General features: G+C 72.4%; 16 protein-coding genes and 1 tRNA gene. 6 read left to right on the top strand and 11 right to left on the bottom strand.

Annotated elements, in window-relative coordinates; all coding sequences use genetic code 11:
- Positions 1–7 precede the first annotated feature (7 nt).
- Positions 8–79: transfer RNA gene (locus tag MNY62_RS01765), tRNA-Val, on the top strand.
- Between the two features lie 61 nt (positions 80–140).
- On the opposite strand, the gene MNY62_RS01760 is transcribed toward MNY62_RS01765, so the two are convergent.
- Entirely contained in the window at positions 141–779 is a 639-nt protein-coding gene (locus MNY62_RS01760) for a hypothetical protein (protein ID WP_242342375.1), read from the bottom strand.
- Between MNY62_RS01760 and MNY62_RS01755 the strand changes: the two genes are divergently transcribed.
- On the top strand, positions 778–1,239 hold the full coding sequence (locus MNY62_RS01755) for a VOC family protein (protein WP_242342374.1): 462 nt from the start codon (positions 778–780) through the stop codon (positions 1,237–1,239). The two genes, MNY62_RS01760 and MNY62_RS01755, sit on opposite strands and share 2 nt — an antisense overlap.
- Positions 1,240–1,265: 26 nt before the next feature.
- On the opposite strand, the gene MNY62_RS01750 is transcribed toward MNY62_RS01755, so the two are convergent.
- From MNY62_RS01750 to MNY62_RS01730, 5 genes are all read right to left on the bottom strand, one after another.
- Positions 1,266–2,678, bottom strand: a complete 1,413-nt coding sequence (locus tag MNY62_RS01750) for a DUF294 nucleotidyltransferase-like domain-containing protein (RefSeq protein ID WP_242342373.1) — start codon at positions 2,676–2,678, stop codon at positions 1,266–1,268.
- A 62-nt stretch (positions 2,679–2,740) separates the two neighbouring features.
- The gene (locus tag MNY62_RS01745) at positions 2,741–3,112 is read right to left on the bottom strand and encodes a response regulator transcription factor (RefSeq protein WP_242342372.1); all 372 of its coding nucleotides are present in this window, start codon (positions 3,110–3,112) and stop codon (positions 2,741–2,743) included.
- On the bottom strand, positions 3,109–5,895 hold the full coding sequence (locus tag MNY62_RS01740) for an ATP-binding protein (RefSeq protein ID WP_242342371.1): 2,787 nt from the start codon (positions 5,893–5,895) through the stop codon (positions 3,109–3,111). Before MNY62_RS01740 ends, MNY62_RS01745 begins: the two co-directional genes overlap by 4 nt.
- Positions 5,896–5,905: 10 nt before the next feature.
- Complete coding sequence (locus MNY62_RS01735; protein WP_242342370.1) at positions 5,906–6,106, bottom strand: hypothetical protein; 201 nt, start codon at positions 6,104–6,106, stop codon at positions 5,906–5,908.
- Between the two features lie 157 nt (positions 6,107–6,263).
- The gene (locus MNY62_RS01730) at positions 6,264–6,914 is read right to left on the bottom strand and encodes a hypothetical protein (protein WP_242342369.1); all 651 of its coding nucleotides are present in this window, start codon (positions 6,912–6,914) and stop codon (positions 6,264–6,266) included.
- Positions 6,915–7,309: 395 nt separating this feature from the next.
- Between MNY62_RS01730 and dmeF the strand changes: the two genes are divergently transcribed.
- Positions 7,310–8,329: a CDF family Co(II)/Ni(II) efflux transporter DmeF gene (gene dmeF / locus MNY62_RS01725; RefSeq protein WP_242342368.1), complete on the top strand. Its 1,020-nt coding sequence runs from the start codon at positions 7,310–7,312 to the stop codon at positions 8,327–8,329.
- Between the two features lie 71 nt (positions 8,330–8,400).
- On the opposite strand, the gene MNY62_RS01720 is transcribed toward dmeF, so the two are convergent.
- The 4 genes from MNY62_RS01720 to MNY62_RS01705 form a co-directional block, all read right to left on the bottom strand.
- Complete coding sequence (locus MNY62_RS01720) at positions 8,401–9,171, bottom strand: SDR family NAD(P)-dependent oxidoreductase (RefSeq protein ID WP_242342367.1); 771 nt, start codon at positions 9,169–9,171, stop codon at positions 8,401–8,403.
- 56 nt (positions 9,172–9,227) lie between these two features.
- Positions 9,228–9,812 (bottom strand): GyrI-like domain-containing protein, encoded by a 585-nt coding sequence (locus MNY62_RS01715; RefSeq protein WP_242342366.1) that lies wholly within the window; start codon positions 9,810–9,812, stop codon positions 9,228–9,230.
- Between the two features lie 135 nt (positions 9,813–9,947).
- Positions 9,948–10,124 carry a hypothetical protein gene (locus MNY62_RS01710; protein WP_242342365.1) on the bottom strand — a complete coding sequence of 59 codons (177 nt, stop codon included), beginning with the start codon at positions 10,122–10,124 and terminating at the stop codon, positions 9,948–9,950.
- A 258-nt stretch (positions 10,125–10,382) separates the two neighbouring features.
- The gene (locus MNY62_RS01705) at positions 10,383–10,751 is read right to left on the bottom strand and encodes a hypothetical protein (RefSeq protein ID WP_242342364.1); all 369 of its coding nucleotides are present in this window, start codon (positions 10,749–10,751) and stop codon (positions 10,383–10,385) included.
- Positions 10,752–10,818: 67 nt separating this feature from the next.
- Here MNY62_RS01705 and MNY62_RS01700 point away from each other — a divergent pair, with 67 nt between their 5' ends.
- The 3 genes from MNY62_RS01700 (at position 10,819) to pheA (ending at position 12,947) form a co-directional block, all read left to right on the top strand.
- A complete protein-coding gene (locus tag MNY62_RS01700) occupies positions 10,819–11,475 on the top strand; it encodes an HAD family hydrolase (protein WP_242342363.1) in 657 nt (218 codons plus the stop codon).
- A 138-nt stretch (positions 11,476–11,613) separates the two neighbouring features.
- Positions 11,614–12,039: a large conductance mechanosensitive channel protein MscL gene (gene mscL, locus MNY62_RS01695; RefSeq protein WP_242342362.1), complete on the top strand. Its 426-nt coding sequence runs from the start codon at positions 11,614–11,616 to the stop codon at positions 12,037–12,039.
- Between the two features lie 71 nt (positions 12,040–12,110).
- Positions 12,111–12,947 (top strand): prephenate dehydratase, encoded by an 837-nt coding sequence (pheA, locus tag MNY62_RS01690; protein WP_242342361.1) that lies wholly within the window; start codon positions 12,111–12,113, stop codon positions 12,945–12,947.
- Positions 12,948–12,964: 17 nt separating this feature from the next.
- On the opposite strand, the gene MNY62_RS01685 is transcribed toward pheA, so the two are convergent.
- A partial coding sequence (locus tag MNY62_RS01685; protein ID WP_242342360.1) for a homocysteine S-methyltransferase family protein occupies positions 12,965–13,401 on the bottom strand: 437 nt, incomplete at its 5' end.

Raw genomic sequence — 13,401 nt, 5'->3', positions numbered from 1 at the left:
TGCACCTGGGCGCTTAGCTCAGCGGTAGAGCACAGCCTTCACACGGCTGGGGTCGCAGGTTCGAAACCTGCAGCGCCCACAAGAAGAACGAGGGGTTGGCGGAGACGCCAGCCCCTTTTGCTTTTCCGGAGAGCCCCGCCTCAGACGCCCCACGGCGCCGAGAGGCCCCCGGTCTCCTCGAGCCAGCGGGCGATCCGGTCCGCCGCCGCGGCGACGTCGCCGTCCGACACGTCGAGCTCGAGGAAGGGCAGGGTCGACTCGCGCACGAGCCGCCGGAAGAGCTCCTGCTCGCGCACGAACGCGGAGAGGTCGTCGTACTGGCTGGGCTTGCCGGAGACCGCGAGCCGCGCGGCGCGGGCGGCTGCGAAGGTCTCCGGGCGGCGGACGCACAGCACGTGCCGGAAGCCGAGCGGGCGCAGCCGCGGGTCGAGCCAGGAGAAGTCCGGATCGCGCCGGCCCGCCTGGATCTGGAACGCGCGGGCGGACAGGTGAAAGCGATCCACGATCCAGGAGTAGTAGCGGTTCAGCTCGAACAGCCGCGCCCAGGTCGCGAACGTCTCCATCGCCTGGCCCTCCTCCTCCGGCGCGTAGTTCACCGGCCCGCGTCCCCACGGCACGTCGGTGAAGGCGCACCACTCGGCCGAGACGATCGGCGAGTGGTAGCGATAGCGCCGCGGCCCGACGATGCGCGGGTGCTCGTTCAACGCGAAGGCGATGTCGGTCTTCAGCGTGAGCCGCGTGCCCTCGAGGATGATCTTGGGGGTGAGCTTCGAGCCCATGGGACGAGGATACTCGCGCGAGGGCGACCGTTGCAGCGACGGCACCCTCCGTGCGAGCGTCGGCCCCATGTTCCTGCTCGACCACGTCAGCATCTCGGTCACGGACCTCGGGCGCGCGAGGGTCTTCTACGACGCGATCATGGGCGCGCTCGGCGCCGTGAAGGTCTACGACCGCCAGGACGCCCTCGGCTACGGGGCGCGGGCGAGGGCGGACGACCCGCTCGCGACGTACCTCGCCGTGTACGCCTCGACCGAGGCGACGGCGGACCGGCGGAGGCACTGGTGCTTCAAGGCTTCCTCGCGGGAAGGGGTCGACCGCTTCCACGCAGCGGGCCTCGCGGCGGGCGGCGAAGACGGAGGCGCCCCGGGCGTCCGCTCGAGCTACCACCCCTCGTACTACGCGGCGTTCCTGAGCGATCCCGACGGCAATCGCGTGGAGGCCGTGCATCACGGAGGGTGACGAACGCCGCTCACGAGCCTCCGGCGTCAGAGCTGGTACTCGAGGGCGAGGAGGCTCTGCAGCTTGCGCGCCTGCCGGAACGCCTCCTTGAGGACGTGGCGCTCGAGATCGTTGAGGTCCCTGGGATCGACCCGGTTCGCGCCCTCGCCCGTCGCGTGGGTCGCCTGGTTCCGCAGGCGCAGGAGGTGGATGAAGTAAAACCCGTCGATCAGGGCCGTGACGCTGCCGGGGCCGAGTCGCCCGGCGTCCGCGGCGGCCCGGAGGCGCTCGGCGGTGCTCGTGTGTGGCACGCGGTTCCCGAGGGCGAGGATCCGGGCGGCATCCACGAAGGGACGCGAGCCGTAGGTCTTGAGGTCGAGCGTGTGGGGGAACTCCTTCGCCCGGTGGTCGAAGACGAAGTCGCGGATCGTCCCGAGCGGCGGCTGGCACGTGAGCGCGTTCTCGGCCATGACGCGCAGGAACAGGGGTCGCTCCGACGTCGCGGCGAGGAGCCACTCCCGCAGCTGCTCGGCGAGGCGGTCGGCGCCGTGGATGGGCCTCAGGTCGAAGAAGATGGAGGCGTTCAGCAGCGCCTGCGCCTGCGGCTCGTAGAGCCACCGCCCGAAGGCCCGCTGCCACTCGGCGAGCGTGAGGCACCACTGCGGGTTCCCCGCCATGACGCCGCCCTTGCAGAGCGTGAAGCCGCACGCGTCGAGCTTCTCGTTCACCGCCCGCGCGAACGGCAGCAGCGCCGCGCGGACCTCCGCGGCGTCCGTCTCGTCGGCCTCGAAGATGAGGCCGTTGTCCTGGTCGGTCGCGAAGGTCTGCTCGAGGCGTCCCTCCGAGCCGAGGGCGATCCAGCAGAACGGGACCGGCGGGAGGTCGTGCTCGTCGATCGTCAGGTCGATGACCCGGATGGTGAGCAGATCCGTGAGGGTGGAGGTGAAGTGGGTGAGGAGCTCCGCGCCGACGCCCTGCGCGACGAGGCCGCTCGCCAGGTGCCGGATGTCCGCCGCCGCGCTCCGGAGCGCGGCGAGGTCCTTCGCCGCCGCGATCTCGCCGCTCACCTCGCCGAGGCCGACCCGCTGGAGCCCGAACAGATCGTCCTGGGACACGACGCCGGCCAGCCGGCCCTCTCCGTCCACCACGACGACGTGGCTCATGCCGTTCCGGGCCATGACGAGCGCCGCCTGGTGCGCGGTCGCCTGAGGCCGGAGCGTGACGAGGCCGCCCGTCATCGCCGCCGCGATCGGCTGGAGGAGGTCGCCGCCGGGCAGCGTGACCCGCCGGAGGAGGTCCTGGAGGGTGAAGATGCCGAGCGGGAGGTCGCCTGCGCGGTCCGTCACGACGATGGAGTCGATGCGCGCCCGCTCCATCCGCTCGAGCGCCTCGCGGACGGTCGCGTCGAGCGGCACCGTCACCGCGGGGCGGCGGATGATCGCCGACAGCGGGCTGAACATGGACAGCGTCGCGCGTCGCCCCTGGGTCCCCACGGCTGCCCCCGGTCGCTCCCGAGCGTGGCTCAGCGACGGGCGCCGAGAAGCTCGTTCATCTTCGCCATGAGATCCTTCGTCGAGAACGGCTTCGTGACGTACGCGTCGGCGCCGGCCCGCAGTCCCCGGGCGACCTCCGTGTCGCGGCCCCTCGCGGTGAGCATGAGGATCTTCGTCCCCCGCCACCTCGCGTCGGCGCGGATGCGCTCGCACACCTCGAACCCGTTCAGCTTGGGCAGCATCACGTCGAGCACCACCAGGTCGGGCGCCGCGGCCATCGCCTCCAGCGCCGCCTCGCCGTCCGGAGCGACCGCCGTCTCGTAGCCCTCTCGCTTCAGGAGGTACTCGAGCGAGAGGACGATGCTCGGCTCGTCGTCCACGATCAGCACCCGCTTGCTCATCGCCCGACCCCCTTCCGCGCCACCGCGTGCGCCGGGGACTCGCCGGCGGCGCGAGCGCCCGCGTCGAGCGGCAGCACGAACGAGAACGTCGCGCCGTGCCCGGGCTCGCTCTCGACCCAGAGCCGTCCCCCGAAGTGCTCGACGATCCGGCGGCTGATCGGCAGCCCGAGGCCGGTCCCCCGGGGCTTGCCGGTGAGCGTGTCGCTCACCTGCCGGAACTTCTCGAAGATGATCTCGTGATCGGCCGGGCTGATCCCGGGGCCGCTGTCCTGCACGTCCACCCTCACGCCGTCCGGCGCCGGCGCGAGCCGGACCTCCACGCGTCCGCCGCGCGGACAGAACTTCACCGCGTTGGACAGGAGGTTCATGATCACCTGCACGAGGCGGTCGCGGTCGGCGCGGACGCGCGGCGCCGCCTCGAGCGACACCGTGAGCTCCACGCCGCTGTCGCGGAACAGCTGGCTCGTCGCGTCCACCGAGTCCTGGATGGCCTCCTGGACGTCGAGCTCGGAGGTGTGCCACTCCGCGCTGCCCGACTCGATCTTCGCCATGTCGAGCAGCTGGTTGATCAGGCGGGTGAGCCGCTCGGTCTCCTTGACGATGATGGCGAGGAACCTCGCGCGATCGGCGAGGTTCGTCCTCGGGTCCTCCCTGAGGATCTCGGAGAAGGCGCGGATGGAGGTGAGCGGCGTCCGCAGCTCGTGGGTGACGCTGGACATGAACTCGTCCTTCATGCGGTCGAGCTCCTGGAGCTGCGCGTTCGCCGCGCGCAGCTCGGCGGTCGCGGTCTCGAGCTCGCGCGACTTCTGCTCCAGCTCGCGGCTGTAGGCGCGCACCTGCGACGCCTCGTCGAGGATGTCCATGACCTCGTCGATCCCGACCGGCTCCTCCTGCACGACGGAGGCGACGAGGACGCGCGCCGAGGCGCCGCCGATCGCGCCGGCGAGCTGCGTCTCGGCGAAGTGGACGAGGTCCGCGTCGGCGGGGAGGGTGTCGAGCGAGGAGCACCCGCGCCGCCGGGCGTACGCGAGGAAAGCCTCGCGCGCTCGCTCCGGCCCCAGGAACCGCCCGGTGAGCGGCAGCAGGTCCTGCACGGAGGCGCTGCCGCGCCAGAAGCGCGAGCGGTCGAAGGCGTGCGTGCGCTCGAAGACGTCGACGAACAGGGCCGCCTGGCTCGTCTCGGCGACGCCGGGCCGGCTCGCGACCGACACGCCCACGTAGAGGCCGATGTTCGCGAGCATGCTCCAGAACAGCGAGTGCGGGATCTCGTCCATGCCCGTGAGGCCGAACAGCTCCTGGGGCCGGAGCAGGGCGAGGCCGAAGAGCCCGTCGGTGAGGAAGCGCGAAGGAAGCCAGCCCGACTTCGCGAAGGAGGGGAGGAGCAGGGTGTAGCCCCAGACCACGAACCCGGCTGAGAGCCCCGCGATCGCGCCGGAGCGCGTGCCGCCGCGCCAGTAGATGCCGCCGAGGATCGCCGGCGCGAACTGGGCGACCGCCGCAAAGGAGATGAGGCCGATCGCGACGAGCGCGTACGCGTCGCCCGCGATCCGGAAGTAGGCGTAGCCGAGGAGCAGGATCGCGCCGATCGCCAGCCTGCGGATCGAGAGCAGGAGCCCGGAGACGTCGGGCCACGCGTTGAGTCGCAGGGACTTCATCCGCAGCAGCACCGGCATGACGAGGTCGTTGCACACCATCGTGGAGAGGGCGATCGTCTCCACGATCACCATCCCCGTGCCCGCGGAGAGGCCGCCGATGAACGCGAACAGCGTCAGCGCCTCCTTCTGCTGGGCGATCGGGAGGGTGAGCACGAAGGTGTCCGCGTCCACGCCGGCGCCCGCGAGGAGGGAGAGCCCGCCGATGGCGACCGGCAGGACGAAGACGTTGATGAGCAGGAGGTACAGCGGGAAGAGCCAGATCGCCTTGCCGAGGTGGTCCTCGTCCACGTTCTCCACGACGGTGATCTGGAACTGCCGCGGCAGGAACATGATCGAGAGCATCGACAGGAGCGTGAGGAACGCCCAGGTGACGTAGCTGCCGCTCGTGCTCGGCACGGTGAGGAGCGCGCGCAGGTCCGGCGTGCGCTCGGCCAGACGGAAGACGTCGCCGAAGCCGCGGTACACGCCGAAGGTCACGAACGCGCCGACGACCAGGAACGCGAGCAGCTTCACGACCGACTCGAAGGCGATCGCAGCCACGAGCCCCTCGTGCCGCTCGGTCGCGTCGAGGTGGCGCGTCCCGAACAGGATCGTGAAGGCGGCGAGCATCATCGCGATGTAGAGGGCGCTGTCCTGCAGGAAGGGCTGCGCGAGCGCCTTGCCCGGCATGACGACCTCCGGGTAGTGCCGCAGGATGGTGAAGCTGCCGGAGATCGCCTTGAGCTGCAGCGAGATGTACGGGATGACGCCGAGCACGGCGATGACGGTGACGAGCCCGCCGAGCACCTGGCTCTTGCCGTAGCGCGACGCGACGAAGTCCGCGATCGACGTGATGCGGTACGCCTTGCTGATGCGGAGGATCTTCCGCATCACGTACCACCACAGCGGCACCATGAGCGTCGGGCCGAGGTACACGGGGAGGAAGCCGACGCCGCTCGACGCCGCGCGGCCCACGCTGCCGTAGAACGTCCAGGTGGTGCAGTACACCGCGAGCGACAGCGCGTAGATGTAGGGGTTCGCGATGATCGAGCGGCCCGCCGCGGCTCTCCGGTCGCCGTAGTAGGCGATCGCGAACAGCACGCCGAGGTAAGCGAAGGAGGCGGCGACGATCACCCATTCCTGGAGCATGCGCCGGCTCCTAGCCTCGCGGCCGCTCGATCACGGCGGCCATCAGCCCGATGAGCAGGATCCACACCGCGAACACGTAGGCGTAGAGCAGCGGGATCCCCGCGAGCTCGCCCGGACGTGCGAAGAGGAAGAGGATCGGGTAGTTCAGCAGCGCGCCGCCCATCAGGAAGATGGCGACCAGGCGCGGCCCCGTCGTGCCCGAGCGGCTCATCGCGCCTCCGACGGCAGACGAGTGGACTATAGCGCGCTCCCCCTGGCCCGCGCGGGTCGCCCCGCGATCCCGGCGGCAAGGCGCCGTGAGCGCCCGGACGAGCGAAGGGCGCCCCCGCTCGCGCGGAGGCGCCCTCGTCGCCTGTCGCCCTCGCCGGCTACTTCAGCTCGACGGTGGCGCCGTTCACGAGCCGGACTTCCTCGATCGTGAACGCGCCCTTGCCGATGAGGGCGCGGGCGTTCGCGAGGCCGGTCGTGGAGGTCGTCATGCGGGCCTGGACCGCGATCGTGTGGTCGCCGACGCCCACGTTCGCGGCGCCGAAGAAGAACGCGTGGGCCGCCTCGGTGTCGAGCACGAGCTGCAGGATCTCGTCCTGGTACGCGCAGCCGTCGAGCGCAACCGTGCCGTCGGCGAGGATCTGGCAGCTGAAGCCGTCGAACTGCGCCATCATGTACTGCCGGCGGCGGTCGAACGTCACCTCGTTGGGCGCGGCCTCCACGCCGTCCACGAGCACGCGGACCTCGATGGTCGCCTCGGCCTCGGCCTCGCTCTTGCGGTACTGGCTGCTCGCCACCGTCGTGTCGGTGAAGAGCGAGGTGACCAGGGACACGCCGAACATGAGGTCCTTCTGGGACGAGGTGCGGATGCTCCCCGTCATGATGGTGCCCCAGTCACCGACGACCGCGTTGGCCGCCAGCTTCGGGGGCGCCTTCAGCACGCCCATCCCCATGTCGACCTTGGCGGACTGCGCGAACGCGGTTCCGGAGAGGACCATCACTGCGACGATCAGCTTGACGAGCGACTTCATCGGTTACCCCCACGCTTCGAAAGGCGGCCCTGATTGGCGCGCAGGAGGGGAGTTAGGCAAGCGAGGCATCGTCTGGTATCCCGCTGTCCGGTGACCGAGGGACGGGTTGAACCGTAGGTGAGGCCCCCGACGGCGTGTCCAAGGGAGCGAAATCGGCTCTGATTTCCCCGGGCGCCAGGACAACAGGTGAATATCACTGGACGTGAAGAACGGTCGCACCTCCTCGTGACGGCCTTCGTCTCGTCGAGGGAGGAGGTGAGCGCAAGCCTGCTCTTTTGGGGAGCGCCACGGCGGGCTGACACCAGAGGAGCAGCCGGGCGTATCCGGGCCGCGCGGCGAACGCGCCTGCGTTATGGTGCGCCCGCCCGGGGCTCACGCTCGGGCCGGAGGACGGGATGCACGCGGAGAGCGTCGAGCGCTGGCAGCACGAGCACGCTTTCGTCGGGCAGGAGCCGGTGCGCGCCGAGCGGCGGACGCGCTGGGTCGTCGCGCTCACCCTGACGATGATGGTCGCGGAGATCGCCGCGGGGATGCTGTTCCGATCCATGGCGCTCCTCGCCGACGGCTGGCACATGGGGACTCACGCGGCGGCCCTCTCGGTCGCGGCGTTCGCCTACGCCTACGCACGCAAGCACGCCGCCGACCCGCGCTACACCTTCGGGACTGGCAAGGTCGGCGCCCTGGGCGGGTTCGCGAGCGCGGTGGGGCTCGCGGTGATCGCGTTCCTCGTGCTCGCCGAGAGCACCGTCCGGCTGGCATCGCCGGTCGCGATCCGCTTCGACCAGGCGATCTTCGTCGCCTGCGTCGGCCTGGCCGTGAACCTCTTCTGCGCGTTCCTGCTGCGGGACGAGAAGCACGCGCACGGACATGGTGGTCACGACGACGACGACCACGATCACGATGACAGCGACGACCACGACCACCACCACGACCGCGCGCACGACCACGCCGCCGGCCACGGCCACGGCCACCGCGACCACAACCTCCGCGCCGCCTACCTCCACGTGCTCGCCGACGCGCTCACGTCCGTCCTCGCGATCGTGGCGCTCCTCGCGGGCAAGACGCTCGGCTGGAGCTGGATGGATCCGGTGATGGGCATCGTCGGCGCCCTCGTCATCGCCCGCTGGTCCTTCGGGCTGTTGCGGGACACGGCGTCGGTGCTGCTCGACGCGGAGGTGGCGGCGGGCCGTCGCGAGGCGATCCGGACGGCGCTCGAGGAGGGCGGCGATCGGCTCGCGGATCTACACGTCTGGCGCGTGGGCCCGCGCCACCTCGGGGCGATCGTCTCGGTCGTGACCGACGATCCGCGCCCTCCCGCCGCCTACAAGGCGCGGCTGGCGTGCTTCGAGGATCTGGCGCACGTGACCGTCGAGGTGCACCGGTGCGAGGTGGGCGGTACGCGCGGCGCCGCCTGACGGCCGGCTCGCACGGCGCGGACGGCGAACGCATGGCGGAGCGCGCACGCCGGGGCGCAGCCCCCGTTCGATCAGAACGCCCGGCTCTGTCCGCCGTCCACCACCCAGCACGCACCGTTCACCCAGCTCGCGCGCTGCGACAGGAGGAAGGCCACGACCGCCGCCACCTCCTCGGGGCGCCCGAAGCGTCCGCCGGGGATCTCCCGGCGCACGAACTCGGCGATGCCCTGCGGGTCAGCCAGGCGGCGCCGCTCCCACCCGCCGCCCGGGAACTCGATCGAGCCGGGTGCCACGGCGTTCACGCGGATCCCGTCGGCGGCGAGCTCGCCGGCGAGCGCCTTGGCGAGGCTCAGCTCCGCCGCCTTCGCGACGTTGTACGACGGCCCGCCGCCCGCCTCCCGCCCCCAGATCGAGGCGATCATCACGATCGCGCCGCCCCCGCGGCGCCGGAGCTCGGGAACGACGCGCAGACTCGCGCGCAGCGCGGGGAAGAGGTTCCTGTCGAGCACCGCGCGAAAGTCCGCCTCGTCCGCCTCGGCGAGCCGCCGCGCGCCCGACCCGCCCACGTTGTTCACGAGGAGGTCCACGCCGCCGAGCCGCTCCACCGTCCGCGCCACGAGCGACTCGACGCCCTCCGCCGTCGTCAGATCGCAGGGGACGGCGAGGTGCGGCCCGGGCCCCGCGGCCTCGAGCGCGCGCAGCGTGTCGACGAGCGGCGCTTCCGCGCGCGCGCCCACCGCGACGCGTGCTCCCTCGCGCGCGAGCTCGAGCGCGATGGCGCGCCCGATCCCGCGGCTCCCGCCGGTGACGATCGCGATCTTCCCGCCGAGGCCGAGCTCCATGGCCAGAGTCTAGCGCGGCTCACGCGCCGCTCGTCCCGTCCAGAAGGCGGCCGCTCTCAGTGCTCGAGCGGCGCCAGCGGGTGGCGCACGATCGTGAGGAACGCGTCGGGCGGCGTGGGCGGGCCGTTCAGGTAGATCTCGTGGATCGGGGGGGCGAGGCGGCGGCCCTCCTCCTGCGCCGCGGCCTCGAGGCGCGCGACGGCGGGGCCCACGGCGTCGTAGGCGCCGCGGTGGAGCGTCTGCAGGCACTCGCCCTCGGCGAGCTCCTGGATGCGCACCTCGCGCGCGAGCGGCGTCGCCTCGGCGACCGCGGCAGCGGCCTCGGCCAGGGCGATGCGCCCGGGCGCGGCATCGGCGAGGCGCAGGAGCAGCTCCCAGGTGAACGTCCCCCGGGTGACGTCGGGGGTCCACCAGAGCGCCTCGAGGAACCCGGGCTCGGTCGCGACACCGCGGCGCGCGAGCTCGCCCGCCACCGCGAAGAGCGCGGCCACGTCCGCCTGGAAGGCGGCACCGCCGGGCTCGCCCTTGCCGACCTTCGCGAGGAACCTTGCCGGCTCGAGCGTCACGAGGCGCGGCGTCTCGGCGGCGACGTAGTCGCCGCGGGTTGACAGCAGCGGCTCGGCCGCATGTGCGACCTCCATGACCACCTCCGGAGCTCTGGAGGAAACACGCTCACGCCCAGGCGAGGACGCAAGCCCGCGCAGGTCGGGTGCGCGGCGAGAGCAGCTGCGCCAGGGCCCGTGCGCCGGCCCGGCCGCTCGACGCTCGCGCGCCGTTCAGGTGGTCGGCGTGAGCGCCGGCAGCTCGCACCGCGAGTCCTCGGACCGCTCACGCTCCCGCAGCCGGCGACGGCACTCGGCACAGGTGACCGTCTCCCGGAGGATCGTGCACCACCGTGCCTCGGCTGCTCCGCACAGCGCCGCGTTCTTCGCAACGAAGTGGATGCGGTCCATGGTTCCTCCGGACATCGTGGGTGAATGCGGACCGGGTCGCGGAACCAACACTTGCGAGTATTCGCGCAGGGCCCCAGGCCAGGGAGTCCCACGTTCCCGGTCGTAGGCCGCTGTGCGGCGGAGTGGTCTCCTCGTGATTCCGCGCCCCTCGCGCCGCGACTCGAGCGCGCGCGGCGCGAGGCCGCGCGTTCGACCTCGCTCCAAGCGTGAAACGCCATACGCAATCACCGAAGGTGATCGCGTATCGCGAACTGTCGTTCAGGCGGTCGCGCCCGGCTCGAGGTCTTCCTCGGGCGACCAGGACGGCTGGGCGAGCGGCAGGCCGGCGGCGACCTCGTCCTCGAGCACGTCGAGGCCGAAGCCGGAGAGCAGGCGAACGTGCTCGGGCCGGCCCGGCAGGAAGGAGACCCGCTTCGTGCGCCAGCACCGCCGCATGAACGTCGCGAGGATGCTCGCCGCGAACTCGAACGCCTCCTCGGCGTGCGTGAGGTCGACGACGAAGCGAGTGGCCTCCGACTCCTCCATGGCGAGGCGCAGGGACCACGCGGAGGCCCCATCGAACGCGCCGTGGACCGCCAGCACGACCGCGTCCCCCGCCTGCCACCGAACGATCGATGCGCCCGTCATCTCGAAACGAACGTTAGGCACTCGCCTCGCGGCGCAAGGGGAGAATTTGCACTATGCTCCGCGTCCCTTGTCGGCACGCGCCCCCATCGCCATCCTCTTCGACCTCGACGGCACGCTCGTCGACACCGTCCCTTTCATCCTCGCCTCCGTCCGGCATGCGTTCGAGGGCTACGGCCTCTGCCCGACCGACGCCCAGTGGATCGCCGGCATCGGCACCCCGCTCAGGGCGCAGATCGCCTCCTTCGCGCGGCTGCCGGAGGACGTGGATCCGCTCGTCGGGCGGTACCGTGGGTTCTGGCTGGAGAACCACGACCGGATGACGCGCGCCTTTCCCGGGGCGCTCCAGGTCGTCGAGGCGCTCGCTGCGAGCGGGCACCCGCTCGGTGTCGTGACGGCCAAGACCGAGGAGGGCGCGCTGCGGACGCTCCGCCACACCGGCCTCCTGCGCTACATGCAGGCGATCGTCGGCGCCGACACCTGCGCGCGCAGCAAGCCCGATCCCGAGCCGGTGCACGTCGCGCTCGCGCGGCTCGAGCGGGCACCCTCGGAGGCGGTCCTCGTCGGGGACTCTCCGCACGACATCGCCGCCGCGCGGGCCGCGGGCGTGAGGGCCCTGGGGGTGCTCCACGGAGCGTGCGATCGAGATCGGCTCCTCGCCGCGGGCGCGGAGGCGCTGCTCGAGGACCTCACGCCGCTCCCGGCCCTCGTCTCCGCGGCCAGGTAGCGCGCCCCCGGAGCGACGCGCGCTCGGACCCCACCGGGCGCAGCGGCATCCCGCCCGCACGCATGCACGCCGAGCTACGCTTCCGGCGGCGGCCGGTCTGCGTCTGGCACGCACGCCCGGGCCGCGAGGGAGGCCGCGATGGTGAACGGAGGGGAGGCGACCCGCCGTGCTGGCGGGCTCGCGAAGGAGTTCCGGGAGTTCCTGCTCAAGCAGAACGTCGTCGCGCTCGCGGCGGGCGTCGTGATCGGCGCCGCGATCGGCAAGGTCGTCGCCGGCATCGTCGAGTTCGTGGTGATGCCGATCGTCGGGCTCGTGCTGCCCGGGCAGAACGAGTGGCGCCAGCTCAAGCTCGAGATCGGCGGCGGGAACGCGATCGGCTACGGCGAGGTGCTCGGGAGGCTGCTCGAGTTCGGCATCATCGCGCTCGTCGTGTTCCTCGTCCTGAAGGCGTTCGTCCGGGCGCCTCCGCCGGCCACGCCGGCGCCGACGAAGGCCTGTCCGCAGTGCCTCGAGACGATCCCGGCCGCGGCGCGACGCTGCCGCGCCTGCACGTCCGAGGTCTGATCGCCACCCCGGCACGGACGCCCCGGCGCGCGGCGCGGGGACGGGCCGCGCGGGCGTGATAAGAGTCGAGGATGCGCATCGCGTACCTCGGGCCCCCTGGCACGTTCAGCGAGGAGGCGGTCTCGCGCTGCGATCTCGCCCGCGGCGGCGAAGCGGTCCCGCAGCCGACCTTCGGCGACGCGTACCGCGCGCTCCGCCGTGGAGACGTGGACGGCGCGCTGCTCCCGATCGAGAACTCCATCGAGGGGAGCGTCGGTGCGACGCTGGATCTCCTCGTCCACGAGCCCGGCCCGCTCATCCGCCGCGAGCTGCTCCTGCCCGTCCGCCAGCACCTCCTCGCGCGCCCCGGTACGCGGCTCGAGGACGTCCGCCGCGTGCTCTCGCACCCCCAGCCGTTCGGGCAGTGCAGCCGCTTCCTCCGCGAGCGGCTCGCCGGCGCGACGCTCGAGCCGACCCACTCGACGGCGGAGGCGGCGCGCAAGGTCGGCGCGGGAGAGGCGGGCGCCGGCGCGGCGGCCATCGGCTCGCGCGCAGCGGCCGCGCGCTACGGGCTCGAGCTGCTCGCCGAGTCGATCCAGGACGTGGACGAGAACTTCACGCGCTTCGTCCTGCTCGCGCGAGCCGACGAGGCGCCCACGGGCGCGGACCGCACCAGCATCGCCTTCACGCTGGACCGCGATCGCCCGGGCGGGCTGTACGAGATCCTCGGCGAGCTGGCGAGCCGCGGGATCAACCTGTCCAAGATCGAGAGCCGCCCGATGAAGCAGGCCCTCGGGCACTACGTCTTCTTCCTGGACTTCGAGGCGCACCGGCTCGACGCCGCCGGCGCGGAGGCGCTCGCCGGGGTACGCGCGCGCGTGCACCGGCTCTGGCTCCTCGGCTCGTACCCGCGCGGCGGGATCCCTTAGCGCCCCCGATCGAGGGGTCACGCGATCGCGCGCCACGCCGCGGCGAGGGCGCGGAGGTGATCGCCGGTCGCGCCGCAGCAGCCGCCCGCGAGCGCCACTCCCGCGGCGAGCGCAGGGGAGAGCTCGGCCGCGAAGGCGTCGGGCGACCGCACCGCGCCGGGGAGCCCCGGGCTCGGTTTCACCACGAAGGGGATCGGGAGGGTCGCCCGCGCCCACGCGGCGAGGTCGGCGAGGGCGACCCCGGGCGCGACGCAGTTCACGCCCGCGGCGCTCGCGCCGAGCGACGCCACCGCGAGCAGCGCCTCCTCGAGCGGCGTGCCGTCGGTGAGCGTCCAGGGCGGCTCGCCGGCCGGGGTGAAGGTGACCACGACCTCGAGCCCGGTGGCGCGCGCCGCGACGAGGGCGAGGCGCGCCTCGGCTCGATCGTGCTGGGTCTCGAGCCAGAGGAGGTCCG

This window comes from Anaeromyxobacter terrae (assembly GCF_022690685.1).
GTDB lineage: Bacteria > Myxococcota > Myxococcia > Myxococcales > Anaeromyxobacteraceae > Anaeromyxobacter > Anaeromyxobacter terrae.
Note: the sequence above shows the minus strand (reverse complement) of the source record. Positions and strands in the feature narration are given on the sequence as shown.